General features: G+C 55.9%; 14 protein-coding genes and 1 pseudogene. All 15 read left to right on the top strand.

Annotated features, from left to right (window positions below; genetic code table 11):
• Positions 1–58 precede the first annotated feature (58 nt).
• The 15 genes and pseudogenes from B1A75_RS00320 (at position 59) to ruvX (ending at position 14281) form a co-directional block, all read left to right on the top strand.
• Positions 59–919, top strand: a complete 861-nt coding sequence (locus B1A75_RS00320; RefSeq protein ID WP_074042763.1) for a TetR/AcrR family transcriptional regulator — start codon at positions 59–61, stop codon at positions 917–919.
• 144 nt (positions 920–1063) lie between these two features.
• Positions 1064–2359, top strand: a complete 1296-nt coding sequence (locus tag B1A75_RS00315) for a replication-associated recombination protein A (protein ID WP_074042762.1) — start codon at positions 1064–1066, stop codon at positions 2357–2359.
• 106 nt (positions 2360–2465) lie between these two features.
• Positions 2466–2558: pseudogene (locus tag B1A75_RS20140) on the top strand (YitT family protein); the annotation flags it as partial.
• Positions 2559–2681: 123 nt separating this feature from the next.
• Positions 2682–3098, top strand: coding sequence for a cysteine metabolism transcriptional regulator CymR (gene cymR / locus B1A75_RS00305; protein ID WP_074042761.1), 417 nt, complete (start codon positions 2682–2684; stop codon positions 3096–3098).
• 37 nt (positions 3099–3135) lie between these two features.
• On the top strand, positions 3136–4278 hold the full coding sequence (locus B1A75_RS00300; RefSeq protein WP_074042760.1) for a cysteine desulfurase family protein: 1143 nt from the start codon (positions 3136–3138) through the stop codon (positions 4276–4278).
• 14 nt (positions 4279–4292) lie between these two features.
• Positions 4293–5408: a tRNA 2-thiouridine(34) synthase MnmA gene (mnmA, locus tag B1A75_RS00295; RefSeq protein ID WP_079935544.1), complete on the top strand. Its 1116-nt coding sequence runs from the start codon at positions 4293–4295 to the stop codon at positions 5406–5408.
• An 87-nt stretch (positions 5409–5495) separates the two neighbouring features.
• A complete protein-coding gene (locus tag B1A75_RS00290) occupies positions 5496–6158 on the top strand; it encodes a tetratricopeptide repeat protein (protein WP_074042758.1) in 663 nt (220 codons plus the stop codon).
• Positions 6159–6176: 18 nt separating this feature from the next.
• A complete protein-coding gene (gene recD2, locus B1A75_RS00285) occupies positions 6177–8537 on the top strand; it encodes an SF1B family DNA helicase RecD2 (protein ID WP_074042757.1) in 2361 nt (786 codons plus the stop codon).
• Between the two features lie 25 nt (positions 8538–8562).
• Positions 8563–9036 (top strand): PRC-barrel domain-containing protein, encoded by a 474-nt coding sequence (locus B1A75_RS00280; RefSeq protein ID WP_074042756.1) that lies wholly within the window; start codon positions 8563–8565, stop codon positions 9034–9036.
• Positions 9037–9051: 15 nt separating this feature from the next.
• On the top strand, positions 9052–9243 hold the full coding sequence (locus B1A75_RS00275) for a hypothetical protein (RefSeq protein WP_008881018.1): 192 nt from the start codon (positions 9052–9054) through the stop codon (positions 9241–9243).
• An 11-nt stretch (positions 9244–9254) separates the two neighbouring features.
• On the top strand, positions 9255–9389 hold the full coding sequence (locus tag B1A75_RS00270) for a YrzQ family protein (protein ID WP_020960688.1): 135 nt from the start codon (positions 9255–9257) through the stop codon (positions 9387–9389).
• 120 nt (positions 9390–9509) lie between these two features.
• Positions 9510–10571, top strand: a complete 1062-nt coding sequence (locus tag B1A75_RS00265; RefSeq protein WP_074042755.1) for an AI-2E family transporter — start codon at positions 9510–9512, stop codon at positions 10569–10571.
• A gap of 318 nt (positions 10572–10889) precedes the next feature.
• Complete coding sequence (gene alaS, locus B1A75_RS00260) at positions 10890–13526, top strand: alanine--tRNA ligase (protein WP_079935543.1); 2637 nt, start codon at positions 10890–10892, stop codon at positions 13524–13526.
• Positions 13527–13593: 67 nt separating this feature from the next.
• On the top strand, positions 13594–13860 hold the full coding sequence (locus B1A75_RS00255) for an IreB family regulatory phosphoprotein (RefSeq protein ID WP_015375467.1): 267 nt from the start codon (positions 13594–13596) through the stop codon (positions 13858–13860).
• Positions 13861–13864: 4 nt separating this feature from the next.
• Positions 13865–14281 carry a Holliday junction resolvase RuvX gene (gene ruvX / locus B1A75_RS00250; RefSeq protein WP_079935542.1) on the top strand — a complete coding sequence of 139 codons (417 nt, stop codon included), beginning with the start codon at positions 13865–13867 and terminating at the stop codon, positions 14279–14281.
• Positions 14282–14293: the final 12 nt, after the last annotated feature.

Here is a 14293-nt window from a genome sequence, read left to right as displayed (position 1 = left end):
TTCATTGTACGATCGACTATAATGGACAATAAATGATGGGGTAAGGAAGGAGAAAACATTGGGACGGAAAGAGGATATTATTGCAACTGCGATGAAATTATTCGCCGAAAAAGGCTATCACGCCACCTCCATGCAGGAAATTGCCGAGCGGAGCGGTGTAGCCAAAGGTTCGATTTACAATTATTTCAAATCAAAAGAAGAGTTGGCCGTATCGATTTTCCGCTATCATTATGAAATGCTGTTTCAGCAGCTTAAACAAATCGAGACTGATCCCGCCTTAACCGCGCGCGAGCGGTTTTGCCGCCAGTTGACTGTACAAATCCAGCTGTTTGACGAACATAAAGAGCTGGTGCAAATGCAGTTGGGCGAACAAGCCGTGAAGGTGAGCCATGAGGTGAAGCATCTGGTGTTTCGCATCCGCGCCCATACGCTCCACTGGTATCGCCGGGCGATTGAAGACATATACGGCGAACAAGTGCGTCCGGTTTCGTTTGATTGCGCGGCGATGCTCAACGGAATGCTGAAAGAGTATCTGATTTACTTGGCGGTAGACCGAAAGCCGCTGCTTCCTGAGAAGCTTGCCCCATTCTTGCTCGATCGGCTTGATGCCATCGTTGCCAGCCTGCTTGACGGCAAGACGGGGTTGCTCGATGAAACGATGATGGCGGATTACATTGCTGCGGCGACCCAAGAGCGGAATCAATGGAAAGAACGAGCCATCAGCTGTTTAGAGCGCATGGCGGCGATGCATCCGGTTGAAGACGACATTCTTCGCTCGCTGCACTTATTGAAGGAAGAGATCGAGAAAGGGGAGGCGGCTAGGCCGTTTATGGTGGAAGCGCTCTTGCTCTATTTGGCGAAACACTCGCTTCCGCTGTACAATGAGTTGAAGGAGGCCATTGAACGCTATTTTGAGTAAAGCAACCCGCTTTCCCCGCGGGGAGGCGCCGATGGCTGGGAGCGTTCCTCTCATTCCAGCCGCAACCGCCCATTCAAGCCCAATGGATCACTAGCCTTGAATGGTGTCTGCTAAACAGAGCATCCAGCTTAAGGAGGGATCGGCATGCCCAAAACGACGGAGCCGCTCGCGCTGCGAATGCGGCCGCGGACGATCGATGAAATCGTCGGGCAGCAGCACATGATCGGCCCGGGGACGCCGCTTTATAAGATGATCAAAAAAGGGTATGTCCCGTCCATGCTGTTGTATGGCGGACCAGGAACCGGGAAGACATCGCTCGCTTACGCCATTGCCCGCACCGCCGGGCGCGAATGGGTCGCCCTCAATGCGACGGCCGCCGGCAAAAAGGAGATCGAAGAAGCAGCCGAAGCGGCGCGTTGGTCAGGCAATGTCATATTATTTATCGATGAAATCCATCGGCTGAATAAAGCGCAGCAAGACGTGTTATTGCCGCATCTGGAATCCGGGCTCGTGACCTTGATTGGCGCCACAACGGAAAACCCGTTTCACGAGGTCAATCCCGCCATCCGCAGCCGCTGCGGGCAAATCCAGCAACTGAAACCGCTCAAGACGGACGACCTCATGATCATTCTGAAACGGGCGCTCGCTGATCCGGAGCGAGGGGTCGGCGAGCCACCGGTTGTCATTGATGAGCCGTTGTTATGGCGCATTGCGGAGGCAGCCGGCGGGGATGCACGCGTCGCGCTTTCGCTTCTGGAGGCGGCGGTGGCGGCGGCCGATGAACGCCACGGCCGCTTGTATATTGATGAGGGCATCGTGGCTTCATGCACCGCAAACCGCGGGTTCACCCATGACAAATATGGCGATCATTATTATTCGTTGTTGTCCGCGTTTCAAAAAAGCGTGCGCGGCAGCGATGCCGATGCCGCGCTTCATTATTTGGCCCGTCTGCTTGAAGGCGGAGACTTGGCGGCTGTCTGCCGGAGACTGCTTGTGATGGCTTATGAAGACATCGGACTTGCCAATCCGATGATGGGCGTGAAAGTGCAGGCGGCGGTCGAAGCGGCGGAACGTCTCGGGCTGCCGGAAGCGCGCATTCCGCTTGCGGTAGTGACGATCGAACTTTGTTTAAGCCCGAAATCCAACAGCGCTTACAAGGCGCTGGACGCTGCTATTGCCGATGTCCGTTCCGGCAAGCTCGGCGATATTCCTGCCCACTTAAAAGATGCCCATTATAAAGGGGCGGCCGCGCTCGGGCATGGACAAGGCTACTTGTATCCGCACGACTACCCAAACGGCTGGGTGGCGCAGTCTTATTTGCCCGATGGCCTTCAAGGCGTCCGGTACTACCAGCCGAAAGAGCATGGCGAGGAAAAATATTACGCCAAGGTGTACCGGCGGCTTGAGCAATTGAAACAAGAGGGCAAGGTTGGGCCGTGAACGCAAGAGGCTTTTATGGTATAATAACACAAGTGATTGACTGAACAGAGGAGGCGCTTGTTTCCCATGGCTGCGCTGGGGCATTGATTTTGCCGGTTCGCTCGTCATGTCGTTGGGCATTGTCTTGACGATTAAGGCCGATGTTGGCTGCGCGCCGTGGGATGTTCTTCATATCGGGCTGCAACGAAAGCACGCTCTTTTTTTGTGTGACGATCGGTTCGATTGTCGGTTTGGCGCTGCCGCAATGCCGGAAAATGACGGGCCGCTTGCTTGGGACGACCAGCGTTCGCGTGCAATGGTTAAGCCGTTAGGAGGGATATGAATGAAGATTTCGACGAAAGGCCGGTATGGGCTGACCATTATGATTGAATTGGCGAAAAAGTACGGCGATCGTCCGATCTCGCTTCGCTCGATCGCCAAGGCGAACAATTTATCGGAACATTATTTGGAGCAGCTTGTCACGCCGCTGCGCAACGCCGGGCTCGTCAAAAGCATCCGCGGAGCGTATGGCGGCTATGTGCTCGCTGAACATCCGACGAAAATCACCGCCGGCGACATTTTGCGCGTGTTGGAGGGGCCGCTGACCCCGGTCGAGGAGCTCGAGGAGGAAGAGCCGGCGAAGCGCGAGCTATGGATTCGCATCCGTGATGCGGTCGAGGAAGTGCTCGACAGCACGACGCTCGAGGACTTGGCGAAGTATAGCGATGGGGATGAAGGGGCATATATGTTTTATATTTAAGCAACAGAAAGGAAAGGAAAGGAAAGGAGAATGACCGTTGGAACGGATTTATTTGGACCATGCGGCAACCTCCCCGGTCCATCCGGACGTGGCGGCCGGTATGGTCCAGTGGATGACGGAACAGTTCGGCAACCCGTCAAGCATCCATCATTTTGGCCGGCAGAGCCGCCGCGCGGTCGATGAGGCGAGGGCCGTTGTCGCCCGTTCGATTGGGGCGAAAGAGACGGAGATCGTGTTTACAAGCGGCGGCACGGAAGCGGATAACTTTGCGGTCATCGGAACGGCCATAGCGAACCGCGGCCGCGGCAACCATATCATTACAACCGCCATCGAGCATCATGCGGTGCTGCGCGCTTGTGAATATTTAGAGACGCAAGGGTTTGAGGTTACGTATTTGCCAGTTGACGAACAAGGGACGGTATCGGTCGAGGATGTCAAGGCCGCGCTGCGCGATGAGACAATTTTGGTGTCGGTCATGTTTGCCAACAACGAAGTCGGCACGATCCAGCCGATTCGCGAAATCGGGGCGCTGCTTCGCGATCACCCGGCCTATTTCCATACCGACGCCGTCCAGGCGTACGGGCTTCTTCCGATCGATGTGAATGAATACGGGATCGATTTGCTGTCGCTTTCAGCTCATAAAATCAACGGCCCGAAAGGAAGCGGGGCCTTGTACGTTCGGGAAACGGTCCGCATCACTCCGCTCCTTTTCGGCGGCGAACAAGAGCGGAAGCGGCGCGCCGGCACGGAAAACGTCCCCGGCATCATCGGCTTGGCGCAGGCGGCGGAAATCGCTGAGCGAACAAGAGAAGAGAAACGTCGGCAATATGCGGCGTGGCGCGAGGCGATGCTTGCGATTTTCCGCTCCTCAGGGATCGACTATGCGGTCAACGGCCGCCCGGATGGCCTGCCGCATATTTTGAATGTTGCCTTCCCGGGAACGAATGTCGAATCGCTGCTCGTGAACTTGGATTTAGCCGGCATCGCTGCCTCGAGCGGGTCAGCATGCACCGCCGGGTCGATCGACCCGTCGCACGTGCTTGTCGCGATGTGCGGAAGGCAGTCGGAGCGCATCCGTTCGTCTGTGCGCTTCAGCTTCGGGCTCGGCAATACGATGGAACAAATCGAGCGCGCCGCGGAAGAAACGGTGAAGATCGTCAAGCGGCTTACAAACTGCTAAGGGGGTGAAACAGTATGAACAAAGCGCCGCACGAAACGCGCGTGGTCGTCGGCATGTCCGGCGGGGTCGACTCGTCGGTCGCCGCGCTGCTGTTGAAAGAACAAGGGTATGATGTGATCGGCATTTTTATGAAAAACTGGGATGACACTGATGAAAACGGCGTTTGCACGGCGACCGAGGACTACGAAGACGTCGTGCGCGTCTGCAACCAAATCGGCATCCCGTATTATGCGGTCAACTTTGAAAAGCAGTATTGGGACAAAGTGTTTACGTACTTTTTGGACGAGTACAAAGCCGGGCGCACGCCGAACCCGGATGTGATGTGCAATAAAGAAATTAAGTTCAAGGCGTTTTTAGAGCACGCCATGTCGATCGGCGCCGATTACATCGCAACCGGCCATTACGCCCGCGTCGAGTTTCGCGATGGCGAATATAAAATGCTGCGCGGAGCCGACCCGAACAAAGACCAGACATACTTTTTAAACCAGCTCGGTCAAGCCCAGCTGTCGAAAGTGATGTTTCCGATCGGCCATTTGCAGAAAGCGGACGTGCGCCGGATTGCGAAAGAAGCCGGGCTCGCCACCGCTGGAAAAAAAGACAGCACCGGCATTTGTTTTATCGGCGAACGTGATTTCAAAGAATTTTTGAGCCATTATTTGCCGGCCCAGCCGGGAGTGATGAAAACGCTCGATGGCGAAGTGAAAGGGCGGCATGACGGCGTCATGTATTACACGATCGGCCAGCGCCACGGCCTTGGCATCGGCGGCAACGGTGAACCATGGTTTGTCGTCGGCAAAGATGTGCGCGAAAATGTGCTGTATGTCACCCAAGGGTTTGAAAACGAATATTTGTATTCCACCTCGCTAAAAGCGGTCGATGTCAACTGGGTGTCTGACCGCAAGCCGGAAGCGCCGTTCCGCTGCACGGCGAAATTTCGCTATCGCCAGCCCGATGTCGGCGTAACGGTCCACCCGCTTCCGGACGGCGGGGTGGAAGTCGTGTTTGATGCGCCGGCGCGGGCGGTGACGCCGGGGCAGGCGGTTGTTTTTTACAACGGCGAGGAATGCCTCGGCGGCGGCACGATCGACGAAGTGTTCCGCAACGGCGAAAAGCTTTGGTATGTTGGTTGACGGATGTGCCGGTGCGCACGATCTTCAATCAGGCTTTAGGCTGGGGGCCGTTGCTTGAAAATCACGTTGAATCAGGGGGGATGGGCGGTGGCCAATTTCAACGAACAAGGCTTGGCGTATATGCGCGAGGGGAAGTATGAGGAAGCCATCCGCTGTTTTTCCGCTGCGGTCGAACAGCATCCGGACGATCCGGCCGGGTACATTAACATCGGCACGGTTCTCGTTGCTGCCGGTGAAGACGAGAAGGCGCTTGACTGTTTCCGACAGGCGCTGAAAATTGACGAGCGGGCGGCGGCCGCGTATTACGGCATGGGTACAGTGTATTATAAGCGTGAGCAGTTCGCGAAAGCGAAAGATATGTTTGAGCGCGCGTTGGGGCTTGGTCTTGACGATGCCGATACGCATTTTATGCTCGGCATGTCGCTATGGCGGCTCGAGATGCCGCGGCTGGCGCTGCCGTATTTGCAGCGCGCGGCCGAGCTGAACGAGACGGACGCCGAAGCGCTGTTTCAGCTTGGCCTTTGCCTCGCCACTCTCGATTATGTCGATGAGGCGAAGCGCTATTTCGAAAAAACGTTGGAACTCCATCCGCGCCACGCTGATGCGTACTACAATTTAGGCGTCATTTATGCATACAAAGATGACCTTGATGCCGCCCGCGCCATGTTTGCCGCCGCCTTGGACGCTAAGCCAGATCACGTGCTTGCCGGATACGGAAAGAAACTGATGGAAAAGCGGCTTGCGCCGTAAAAAGGCAGGAGATGGCTGTTGCAAGAGCAACAAATCCTCGCCCTTGACGGACGCACGTTCATTAAAGGAGTGTGCTTGGCTGTTATTTTCCATAATGAGGAAACGTTGTACACGGTCGTCCGCGTGCGCGTTGAGGAAACGAACGAAGCGCCCGTTGAGGAGGAAGTCGTCGTCACCGGCTATTTCCCGCGTTTAAACGAAGGGGACGTCTACGTCTTTTACGGACAATTCCGCCAACATCCGCGTTTTGGCCGCCAATATGCGGCTAGTCAGTTCCGTAAACAGCTTCCGAACACGAAAGAAGGAGTCATTCATTATTTATCGAGCGGTTTGTTTAAAGGAATCGGCAAAAAAACGGCCGCCGCGATTGTCGAGGCGCTCGGCGAAAACGCGATCGCCGCGATTTTGCGCGACCCCAAGGCGCTAGAGCGTGTGCCGAAGCTGACGAAAAAAAAGGCGAAGCAGCTGTACGATGCGCTTCGCGCCCACGAAGGGCTTGAGCAAACGATGATCGCCCTCGCCCAGCTCGGTTTCGGCCCGCAGCTGGCCATGAAAATTTACCAAGCGTATGGCGAAGAAGCGATTGACATCATCCACGAGAACCCGTACCAGCTCGTTGAGGATATCGAAGGGATCGGCTTCGGCCGCGCCGATGAAATCGGGCGCCAGCTCGGCATTTCCGGCAGCCATCCGGCCCGGCTGCGCGCCGCCTCGTTGTTTGTCCTTGAGCAGGCGTGCTTGCAGGAAGGGCACGTTTATTTGCGCGAGGAAGAGCTGATGGACCGCATCGGTGGGCTGCTTGACGGAAGGCCGAGCGGTGCGGTGGATGGACAAGCGATCGGCCAGACGCTTCTTATGTTAAGCGAGGAAGGGAAGCTGATTGCCGAGCAAGGACGCTATTATCTCCCTTCGCTTTACTTCGCCGAGAAAGGGATCGTCTCCAACATTAAGCGGCTGCTCGGGCAGACGCCGCCGTCGGCGTTTGCCGAGTCGGAGTTTTTGTTGGCGCTTGGGGAGCTTGAGGAACGGCTCGGCATGCAATATGCCCCCCAGCAAAGGGAAGCGATCCAACAGGCGCTTTCTTCGCCGCTGTTTATTTTGACCGGCGGCCCGGGAACGGGGAAAACGACGGTCATCAAAGGCATCGTCGAGCTGTTCGCCGCCCTAAACGGTCTGTCGCTTGACCCGGCTGACTACAAACAGGGCGAGCCGTTTCCGGTGCTGCTGGCCGCGCCGACCGGCCGGGCGGCGAAGCGGATGAGCGAGGCGACTGGGCTGCCAGCGGCGACGATCCACCGCTTGCTCGGCTGGAATGGGGCGGAAGGGTTCAGCCGCGACGAGAACGAACCGATTTCCGGCAAGCTGCTTGTCATCGATGAGATGTCGATGGTCGACACGTGGCTCGCCAACCAGCTGTTAAAAGCCGTGCCAAACAGCATGCAAGTCATTTTCGTCGGCGATGAGGATCAATTGCCATCCGTCGGGCCGGGGCAAGTGCTGAAAGACTTGCTCCGCTCAGGCGTTATTCCGTTCGCTCGGTTGACCGAGGTGTACCGTCAGGCGGAAGGATCATCGATCATCGAGCTTGCTCATGAGATGAAGCGCGGCGTCGTGCCGGCCGATTTGACCGCTCCAAAGGCGGATCGCTCCTTCATTCGCTGCCGTGCGAGCCAAATCGTCGATGTCGTGCGGCAAATCGCTGACAACGCGCGCAAAAAAGGGTTTTCCGTCAAAGATATTCAAGTGCTCGCCCCGATGTACCGCGGTCCAGCGGGCATTGACCAATTGAACAAAGCGCTTCAAGAGCTGTTCAACCCGCCGGCTGAGGGAAAGCGGGAGCTGTCGGTCGGTGAGGTCGTCTACCGCGTCGGCGATAAGGTGCTTCAGCTTGTCAATCAGCCGGAAGACAACGTTTTTAACGGCGACATGGGCGAAGTCGTCGCCATTTTTTACGCCAAAGAAAATACGGAAAAGCAAGACTTGCTCGTCGTCTCGTTTGACGGCATTGAAGTGACGTACACACGGCAAGATTTAGGGCAAATCACCCATGCGTACTGCTGTTCGGTTCATAAGGCGCAAGGAAGCGAGTTCCCGATCGTCATTTTGCCCGTCGTCAAAAGCTATTACCGGATGTTGAAACGGAATTTGTTGTATACCGCGGTGACAAGAAGCAAACAGTTTCTCATTTTATGCGGCGAAGAGGAGGCGTTTCGATTCGGCGTCGCAAAACAAAGCGACGGAGCGCGTCAGACGACGCTCGCTGAGAAGCTGGCGGAGGCGGTGGCACCGTTTGTCGAGGTCGAACTGCCGCTTGAAGAGGCGAACATGGGGATGGAAAACGTTACGCCGTATGACTTTATGGGCGATGAGCCAAGCTAAAGGTGGCTGGAAAGGTGGGAGAACGATGCGGACGTTTTCCGACATCAAGGGACTTCCCATTTATGAGCAAACGACGGGAAAAATGGTCGGAACGATCGCTGACATTTGGTTTACCAGCCACGGCGCGGTCAAAGGGCTTGTCGCGGAACGGGGCGGCTTGTTCGGCCGCCGCCGCTATTTGCCGCTTTCAGCCGTGCAGTCGTTCGAAAACGACCGAGTCATCATCTGTGATGCAGACAGCTTCCAGCCGTTTCCTTCTCCTGACAGCGGCCACTCTCTTTACGGCGAACGCGGCCTCGCCGGCAGCATGGTTGTCGCCGCGGACGGAACAACGATCGGACTGTTGGAGGACGTATATTTTGACGGGCAATTGGGCAAAATTGACGGATACGAGATCAGCGAGGGATTTTTTTCCGATTTGACCGAAGGAAAGAAACGAATGGAGCTCGCTCCGTTCACCGCCAGAGAAGGCGTGGTCACCGTGGAAACAACGATGTAAGGAGAGTGGCTGTCCATGCTCATTTGCCCGAATTGCAAACGAAAAAATTTAGGGAAAATCGGTGTCAACCAGTACTACTGCTGGGATTGCTTTATTGAGCTGTCCGTCTCGAAAGGAATGATCCACGCCCATCAAGTGGAAGAAGACGGAACGTTGAGTTCTCTTGACGACTTGTTTGACGACCACGAACGCACGATCCAATTTTAGGGGGGACACGCATGAACCGGACGATGACGTCGCTGTTAGCAGTCGGATTAGGCGTCGCCGCTTATCAGCTCGCCCAACGAAACGATTGGATGAACGGTCGCACGATGCGGAGGATGCGCCGCCGCTTGATGCAAGCGATCCGCTGACGACGCTGCCGCCCTCGCCTTTGCGCGGGGGCGGCGCCTTGTGGTTGTCAAATAGTGCTAAAAGCGGTGAAGGCATATTTCCCGCCGCATCTCCTACACTAAACGGTAGGAGGTGTGGCGATGGGCGAGCAACAATGGCTGTCGTTCTTTCGCATCGGAAAATGGCTGCTCACGACGGCAATCATCTATTTGATCGTTCGGATGAAAGACGTTTGGTGGCCGGTCATCGATTTGATCGCAACGGTGTTGACGCCGTTTTTGCTGGCGTCGTTTATTACGTATTTGCTCTACCCGCTTGTGGAATCCATCCATCGCAAAGGAATGCCGCGCGCCCTTGCCATTTTGTTGATTTATTTGTTGTTTTTCGGTTCGGTCGGCTACGGCTTGTACCGCGGCGTGCCGCTATTCATCGCCCAGTTGCGTGAACTGGATGAACAGCTGCCGTCTTTGATGAATACATACCGCCAATGGGTGCGCCACATCCACGACGAGACGTCGAATTGGCCGCTTGAGGTGCACACGCGCATCGAAGCGATGTTTGCGCAGTTTGAGCAGGCGGCCGCCGCCGCCGTCACGATGGCGATCAATGCCGCCAAGGCGTTGATCGGTTCGGCGGCAACATTTCTTTTGATTCCGTTTATCGTCTTTTATATGTTGAAGGATATCGACGTGCTAAAAAAGGCGGTCTGGTATATGACCCCGAAGCGATGGCGCGAACCAGGGATGGCGTTTTTAAAAGATGTCGATGAGTCGCTCGGCGGCTACATCCGCGGCCAGCTGTTCGTCTGTGCAGCGATCGGTCTGGCAGCGGCGCTCGGCCTGTGGCTTGCCGGCATGGATTATCCGCTGTTGCTCGGCTTTGTCATTGGCGTGACGAACATCATCCCGTATTTTGGCCCGCTGATCGGCGCCGTTCCAGCGGTCATTTTGGCTGCCACCGTCTCGCTGAAAATGGTCGTGATCGTGCTTGTCATCATTTTTGCCTTGCAGTTTTTAGAAGGGAACGTCTTGTCGCCGCTTATCGTCGGCAAAAGTGTGCATATGCATCCGCTGGTCATTATGCTCGCCCTCTTTGCCGGCGGTGAGCTCGCCGGCGTGCCCGGCCTCATTCTCGCCGTTCCGACGGCGGCGGTGCTGAAAGTGGCCATCGCTCATTGGAAAGAGCATTACGCCCCACATTGACAAACAGCTGCTGCTTGTCTATAATCTTTCAATGAAAAAAGCGAATACATAACGCGATGACGGATCGAGTATGTTGCAGTCCATCTTAACGCGCGAGCTCGCGCACAGAGAGGAATTTCCGCGGCTGAAAGAAATTCCAGATGAAGGGCAACAGAAGGCTAATCCGGAGCGCAGGCAAAACCTGACGCAAGGCTGCGTTACGGCCAAAGAGGTGATGGGCGTTTTTGGCCCATAAACAGGGTGGTACCGCGAGCACGACTCTCGTCCCTGCAGGGGATGGGAGTTTTTTTATATAAAAGACGAAAGGGGAGGATCATCATGAAAAAGCTGACATCTGCCGAGGTGCGGCGCATGTTTTTACAGTTTTTCCAAGAAAAAGGACATACGGTCGAGCCGAGCGCATCGCTCATTCCGGTCGACGACCCGTCGTTGTTATGGATCAACAGCGGCGTCGCGACGTTGAAAAAATATTTTGACGGGCGCATCATTCCAGAAAATCCGCGCATTTGCAATGCGCAAAAGTCGATCCGCACCAACGACATCGAAAACGTCGGGAAAACGGCGCGCCACCATACGTTTTTTGAAATGCTCGGCAACTTTTCGATCGGCGATTACTTCAAGCGTGAGGCGATTCATTGGGCATGGGAGTTTTTAACAAGCGACAAATGGATTGGCTTTGATCCGGAACGGCTGTCCGTCACTGTCCATCCGGAGGATGAGGAAGCGTACAACATTTGGCGCAACGAAATCGGCTTGCCGGAAGAGCGGATCATTCGCCTCGAAGGAAACTTCTGGGATATCGGCGAAGGCCCGAGCGGTCCGAATACGGAAATTTTTTACGACCGCGGCGAAGCGTTCGGCAACGACCCGAACGACCCGGAGCTGTACCCGGGTGGGGAAAACGACCGCTATTTGGAAGTATGGAACCTTGTCTTTTCGCAGTTCAACCATAACCCGGACGGCACGTACACGCCGCTGCCGAAGAAAAACATCGACACCGGCATGGGTTTAGAGCGGATGTGTTCGATTTTGCAAGACGTGCCGACGAACTTTGAAACCGACTTGTTCCTGCCGATCATCCGCGCGACCGAGCAGATCGCCGGCGAGCGGTATGGCGAAGATCCGGACAAAGACGTCGCCTTTAAGGTGATCGCTGACCATATTCGCGCCGTGACGTTCGCGATCGGCGACGGCGCGCTGCCGTCAAACGAGGGTCGCGGCTATGTGCTGCGCCGCTTGCTCCGCCGCGCGGTGCGCTATGCGAAACATATCGGCATTGAACGTCCGTTTATGTATGAGCTCGTTCCGGTTGTCGGTGAGATTATGCATGACTACTATCCAGAAGTGAAAGAGAAAGCTGATTTCATCGCCCGCGTCATCCGGACGGAAGAAGAACGGTTTCATGAAACGCTTCACGAAGGGCTCGCCATATTGGCGGAAGTGATCGAAAAGGCGAAAGCGCAAGGAAGCGACGTCATTCCGGGCGAAGACGTGTTCCGCTTGTACGACACGTACGGCTTCCCAGTCGAGTTGACGGAAGAATACGCGGCGGAAGCGGGCATGACGGTCGATCATGACGGGTTCGAACGGGAGATGGAGCGGCAACGCGAACGGGCGCGTGCGGCCCGCCAGGACGTTGATTCGATGCAGGTGCAAGGCGGCGTTCTTGGCGACATTAAAGACGAAAGCCGTTTTGTCGGTTACCATGAGCTTGTCGCTTCCTCGACAGTTCTTGCGATCGTCAAAGACGGCCAGCTTGTCGAGGAAGTCAAAGCCGGTGAAGAGGCGCAAATCATCGTCGATGTGACGCCATTTTACGCCGAAAGCGGCGGACAAATCGCCGACCAAGGGGTGTTTGATGGCGAAACCGGAACGGCGGTCGTCAAAGATGTGCAAAAAGCGCCGAACGGTCAACATCTTCATGCGATTGTCGTCGAACGCGGAACAGTGAAAAAAGGAGCTCGCTATACCGCACGTGTCGATGAGGCGAAGCGGGCGCGCATCGTGAAAAACCATACGGCGACCCATTTGCTCCATCAAGCGCTGAAAGACGTGCTCGGCCGCCACGTCAACCAAGCGGGATCGCTTGTCGCCCCGGACCGGCTTCGTTTTGACTTCACTCATTTTGGACAAGTGAAGCCGGACGAGCTCGAGCGCATCGAAGCCATCGTCAACGAACAAATTTGGAAAAGCCTCCCGGTTGACATTTTCTATAAGCCGCTTGAGGAAGCAAAGGCGATGGGCGCGATGGCGCTGTTTGGCGAAAAATACGGCGACATCGTCCGCGTCGTCAAAGTCGGTGACTACAGCCTCGAGCTGTGCGGCGGCTGCCATGTGCCCAACACATCAGTCATCGGGTTGTTTAAAATCATCTCCGAGTCCGGCATCGGCGCCGGCACGCGCCGGATTGAAGCGGTGACCGGGGAGGCGGCGTACCGCTTTATGACGGAGCAGCTTGCCATTTTGCAAGAGGCGGCGCAAAAACTGAAAACAAGCCCGAAAGAATTGAATGCGCGTCTTGACGGGCTGTTTGCCGAGCTGAAAGAGCTCGAGCGCGAAAATGAATCGCTCGCTGCCCGCCTCGCCCATATGGAAGCGGAGCACCTCACCCGTCAAGTGAAAGATGTAAACGGTGTGCCGGTGTTGGCGGCAAAAGTGCAGGCCAATGACATGAACCAACTGCGGGCGATGGCTGATGATTTGAAACAAAAGCTCGGCACGGCGGTCATCGTGTTGGCGTCCGCCCAGGGCGGAAAAGTGCAACTCATTGCTGCCGTAACGGATGATTTGGTAAAAAAAGGATTCCATGCCGGCAAGCTGGTGAAAGAAGTAGCGTCGCGATGCGGTGGGGGCGGCGGCGGGCGCCCGGATTTGGCGCAAGCTGGCGGCAAGGACGCAAGCAAGGTCGGCGAAGCGCTCGGTTATGTCGAAACATGGGTGAAATCCGTTTCCTAATTGGCGCGGATCGTGTACAATGGATGTAAAAGGACGGGGTGTCTGAATAAGGAGCGAGGTGGAGACGGTGAGCTCGTTTGATCAAACGATGCAGTTTCATTTTTCCGAGGAGCCGGCCGAGACGAACGTTCGCGAAGTGTTGTTGACGGTGTATGACGCCTTGCAGGAAAAAGGCTACAACCCGATCAACCAAATTGTCGGCTACTTGTTGTCTGGCGACCCGGCTTACATTCCGCGCCATAAAGATGCGCGCGCGCTCATCCGCAAGATCGAGCGCGACGAATTAATCGAGGAATTAGTGAAATTCTATTTACAGGGGCAACGAAAGGATTAACCTGATGCGAGCGCTAGGATTGGATTTTGGAACGAAAACGCTCGGCGTCGCGGTGAGCGACGAACTGGGCTTGACGGCGCAAGGGTTGGAGACGATTTCCATCGATGAGGAGCGCGGCGACTACGGCTTAAAGCGGCTGCGCGCCATCATCGAGGAGTACGGCGTCGATACGATTGTCGTCGGATGGCCGAAAAACATGAACGGTACGCTCGGGCCGCGCGCCGAGGCGAGCGAGCGGTTTGCGGCCAAGCTGCGCGAGGAGTTTTCTTTGCCCGTTGTGCTTTGGGATGAACGGCTGTCTACGATGGCCGCCGAACGGATGTTGATCGCTGCCGACGTCAGCCGGAAAAAGCGGCGGAAAGTGATCGACAAAATGGCGGCGGCCGTCATTTTGCAGTCATATTTGGACAGTAAACGATAAATTGGAGGAGAA

It is taken from the genome of Geobacillus sp. LEMMY01 (genome assembly GCF_002042905.1).
GTDB classification, from domain to species: domain Bacteria; phylum Bacillota; class Bacilli; order Bacillales; family Anoxybacillaceae; genus Geobacillus; species Geobacillus proteiniphilus.
This window is presented reverse-complemented; position numbering and strand designations above follow the sequence as displayed.

Bases quoted from the DNA above. Each gene is read 5' to 3' on its own strand.
- B1A75_RS00315 (WP_074042762.1), top strand. From the start codon at position 1,064: ATGCCCAAAACGACGGAGCCGCTCGCGCTGCGAATGCGGCCGCGGACG.
- cymR (WP_074042761.1), top strand. From the start codon at position 2,682: ATGAAGATTTCGACGAAAGGCCGGTATGGGCTGACCATTATGATTGAA.
- mnmA (WP_079935544.1), top strand. From the start codon at position 4,293: ATGAACAAAGCGCCGCACGAAACGCGCGTGGTCGTCGGCATGTCCGGC.
- B1A75_RS00280 (WP_074042756.1), top strand. From the start codon at position 8,563: ATGCGGACGTTTTCCGACATCAAGGGACTTCCCATTTATGAGCAAACG.
- B1A75_RS00275 (WP_008881018.1), top strand. From the start codon at position 9,052: ATGCTCATTTGCCCGAATTGCAAACGAAAAAATTTAGGGAAAATCGGT.
- B1A75_RS00270 (WP_020960688.1), top strand. From the start codon at position 9,255: ATGAACCGGACGATGACGTCGCTGTTAGCAGTCGGATTAGGCGTCGCC.
- B1A75_RS00265 (WP_074042755.1), top strand. From the start codon at position 9,510: ATGGGCGAGCAACAATGGCTGTCGTTCTTTCGCATCGGAAAATGGCTG.
- alaS (WP_079935543.1), top strand. From the start codon at position 10,890: ATGAAAAAGCTGACATCTGCCGAGGTGCGGCGCATGTTTTTACAGTTT.
- ruvX (WP_079935542.1), top strand. From the start codon at position 13,865: ATGCGAGCGCTAGGATTGGATTTTGGAACGAAAACGCTCGGCGTCGCG.